Origin of the sequence: Thermogutta sp. (assembly GCF_014359955.1) — a bacterium.
GTDB lineage: Bacteria > Planctomycetota > Planctomycetia > Pirellulales > Thermoguttaceae > Thermogutta.
Genome location: NZ_JACIYL010000446.1, coordinates 1 through 3711 on the forward strand (window position 1 = coordinate 1; position 3711 = coordinate 3711).

Below are 3711 nucleotides of genomic sequence, written 5' to 3' on the forward strand. Positions count from 1 at the left end.
CACACTGCCGAACCCCGGAGTGGGGAACGCTTGTCTAGAAAAAAGACGGCCGTAAGGGACAGAAAACCCGGCCCATAATTGATTTCCACGTGGAAACGGGTGGGCGGTGTGTCACGGTTTTTTCGACGCCTCTCGGATTGTGGCGTGGTATAATCAGAAAGTTGGTTGGATCAAATGTCGTTTCGCTTCTGTTGCACTGATGACACATCCTTTCAGATGAGCCTCGCGCTTTCGTTGAACGCCGCCGGGCGTCGGGGCGTAGAAGCAACATGGCAATTGTGGAGCCCGGTTCCAAGGGGCCATGGCAAGGGAGAGGAGCAATGCGTATCGCGATCGGCAGTGACCATCGCGGCTCTACATTACGGCACCGATTGATTGTCTTTCTGCATCATCTTGGGCAGGAAGTGGTGGACGTCGGTGTGGATTCAAACAACGGCGTGGACTACCCCGAGGTTGGGGCCGAGGTGGCTCGCCGCGTAGCGTGCCAGGATGTGGACCGGGGCATCCTCATTTGCGGGACCGGCGTGGGAATGGCGATCGTGGCCAATAAGTTTCCCGGCGTTCGGGCCGCACCATGCTTTGACGAGCTGAGTGTTGAGATGGGACGGCGACATAACGACCTCAACGTCCTCTGCCTGCCTGCCGACTTTTTGACCGAATCGCTGGCCGACCGACTCGTGGAAATCTGGCTTCGCACGGAGTTTGAAGGAGGTCGGCATGCCCGGCGACTGAACAAGGTCGCGCGGTTGGAGATGGCGCGGCGACACTGCTAGACAGACGACGGACGTTCACCTCCGCGCGTCATATCCCTCAACCCGTTCTCGGCGGTACCGGAGGCAGGCATTCCCGGAAGCCCGCTCGGTGGGGATGATCCCGCCTGAGCCGGCTCACAGTTGCGACGCATCCGAGGAGGTATTTTCCCCAGATTTTTCAGCACCGGCTGAGAGTCCGTTGAGCCAGGACTTCATCCAGGCGGGTGCGTGGTGATAGGTGTGAGGAATGCCGGGGAGGGGAATGTTGGCAAAATCGTATTGCTTTCCGCCGAAAAAGTTGAGGGCGTAATAAGCGATGAGCAATCCCCCGATTCCACCGAGCACAATGCCCACAATTTCTCCCAGCAGTGATTTCTGTGGCCTGGATTTCCGCACCCGCTCGCGGTAATCGAGCTGCTTTTCGTCTGTTTCCAGCTTCGGAAAAGCCACGGTCTCTCCGGACGTTTCGCTGTCCAGAGAGCCTGTGATCGCCTCGAAATCGGCGGCGGCCTGGTCCTCTGAACGGAGGGATTTGAGGTACAGTCGGGTGATCCACCGCGCGGCTGCCAGCCCCAACGGTTCGCCGGTTTGCTGGACGACCAACTCACTGAGGGGCACCCACCGGTCGGTGTCTGGCAATCTGACCAAAAGGACCTCGTCTTCTGTTTCCTCCTCAGCCTGTTCTTCCCCAGCGCTGCCTTCTTCGGTCGATGGTGGCGCGGCTTCAGCGGACTCGCAGGTGGTCGCGGTTTCCTCGGACGTTGCTTCCTCAGACGGCAGAACGTCCCGGTACTCTTCAGGTTCGGAAGTCGCCTCCGTTACGGCAGTTGCGGAAGTCTCCCCTTCTGCGGAGCTTTCATTCAACTCGTCGGCGGGCTGTCGGGTTTGCTCTTGCGTCACGTCATCTGGCCGATCGGTGGTGGAGACCAGCCGATAATCTTTGGAGGTAGGCAGATCGAGCAACTCGTCCTCGGGCAATTCAAAGACCTGATCCTCGACGGCCTCAGGGCTTTCAGCGGCTTCAGGAGATGATTCCTCAATCTCCTGCGGGCCAGCGGAGTCACTCGTTTTTGCCGCCTCGGAGGAAGAACCCGCCTCCGCCGGCGATTCCTCTGGCGTTTCCGGGTTTTTTAGTATCGAGGTATCAGAACCTGTTTCGCTGCCCGCCTCGGTGAAGTCGAAAACCTCAGGCTCACGGGAGGTTTCGTTCTGAGACGACTGCTCGTCCGCGAAAGATTGGGGCTCGTCTTCTCGCCGAGGAGTTGTTTGATCGGAACTGGCCATCCTCGCACCGCCTCCACGCAAAAACTTTGCCACCATGGGCATGACCATCGCTTACCACTGACTCACCATTTGAGTATAACCTCCCGTGCTCCTTTCTGGTAATCCGAACGCGGGAAACACGCCAGCCACTTTTTGCCGCGGGATCGTTTCCGTCGCCAAACCATCCGGTTGGAGAAGTTGCCACTCCGCCCGCTGTGGCCAATGGAATCCAACGCCCTTTTTCAATCCCGCCGGGATGATTGTCGGGTTGCCACGTTCGGATTGGAACGCACTGAAAAGTGGCCGCCCGCGGTTCATCCGCAGAACAAAACCCCCTGTTCCCAAACATCGCGTGGGTTGCCGGATAAACTGGATGGCGTGGTCTGTCCGCGCCGATTGCGGGTCCCAGCCAGCCTGCGACCAAACCCATCCCCACCCGTAGGCCCGGAAAGCTGTTCGTTGTATTCTAGGGGTACCGGTGTATGGCAGCGTGCGCGGATTCATGTGGTGGAGGAGATCGGCCATGGCGGAAACGGCGTTTCCCCGCTTCGAAGATATCCTGGCACTGTGTAAGGAATCGGATTCGGAATTCGCGGTCCGAGTCGTGGACGAGCTCTTGAAATGGGCTGGGGAGCTTGACGCGAGCGATCTCCACCTCAATCCCCTGGAGGACGGACTGGAGGTCCGTGTCCGTGTCGACGGGGTTCTCCACCGGGCGGGGACACTGCCGGCCTTCGCGCAGCGGAAGGTCATCACGCGAATGAAAGTTTTGGCTGATCTGCTGACCTACCGGAGCGACATCCCGCAGGAAGGCCGAATACGCCGACCGGTGGGAGGGCCGGAAGTTCGTATCAGCACCTTTCCCTCTCTTTACGGCGAACGCGTTGTAGCCCGATTTTTCCCCGAGGAGACCCGATTCAAACTGCTCGACGACCTCGGATTTCCGGAGCGCATCACGGAGTTGTTGAAAAAGTTATTGCGGGAAACCTCGGGAGCGATCTTCATGACCGGTCCCGCCGGTAGCGGCAAGACCACCACAATGTATGCCTGTTTACGGGAACTGGTGCAGGAGGAAATTCCGCGGAGCATCATTACGATCGAGGATCCCATTGAAGTGGCCATTCCCGGTGTCATCCAGAGCCAGGTGGAACCGCGTGTGGGGCTGGATCTCAGTGCGGCCCTGCGTTATCTGATGCGTCAGGACCCGGAGGTTGTGGCGGTCGGGGAGATACGTGATCGCGCCACGGCTGAGGCGGCGGTGGAGGCTTCTCTCACGGGGCATCTCATTTTGAGCACTTTTCATGCAGGCGGGGCTGCGGAGTCTGTGGGCCGACTTCTCGATATGGGTATTGAGCCCTACCTCATCCGCAGCGGCGTTCTGGCGGTCCTTTCTCAGCGGCTGCTCCGCCAGGTGTGTACGTGCAGCGAGTGGACGGACGACCCCCAAGCGGCATTGGGGTTGCCGGTCGAGCGCGTGCGGGTTGCCCGGGGCTGTCCAGAATGCCGCAATACCGGTTACACAAACCGATTTTCCATTGCCGAGATCTTGCTCCTTCAAGACGAGAGAATAGCTCGGGCGGTACTCGAGTGCGTTGATGTTGTGACGCTGGAGAAATTGGCCCTGGAACAGGGGATGGTTTCGCTCTGGGACTCGGCTGTGCAGGCCGTCAAAGAAGGGCGGACGACGCCCGTGGAA

Annotated in this window: 3 protein-coding genes; 2 read left to right on the forward strand and 1 reads right to left on the reverse strand. The window is 59.3% G+C overall.

Features of this window, described 5'->3' with window-relative positions; genetic code table 11:
* Nucleotides 1-320 precede the first annotated feature (320 nt).
* The gene (rpiB, locus tag H5U08_RS12785) at nucleotides 321-773 is read left to right on the forward strand and encodes a ribose 5-phosphate isomerase B (protein ID WP_297033668.1); all 453 of its coding nucleotides are present in this window, start codon (nucleotides 321-323) and stop codon (nucleotides 771-773) included.
* Between the two features lie 114 nt (nucleotides 774-887).
* On the opposite strand, the gene H5U08_RS12790 is transcribed toward rpiB, so the two are convergent.
* Nucleotides 888-2036 (reverse strand): hypothetical protein, encoded by a 1149-nt coding sequence (locus tag H5U08_RS12790; RefSeq protein WP_297033671.1) that lies wholly within the window; start codon nucleotides 2034-2036, stop codon nucleotides 888-890.
* A 502-nt stretch (nucleotides 2037-2538) separates the two neighbouring features.
* Here H5U08_RS12790 and H5U08_RS12795 point away from each other — a divergent pair.
* A partial coding sequence (locus tag H5U08_RS12795) for a GspE/PulE family protein (protein ID WP_297033674.1) occupies nucleotides 2539-3711 on the forward strand: 1173 nt, incomplete at its 3' end.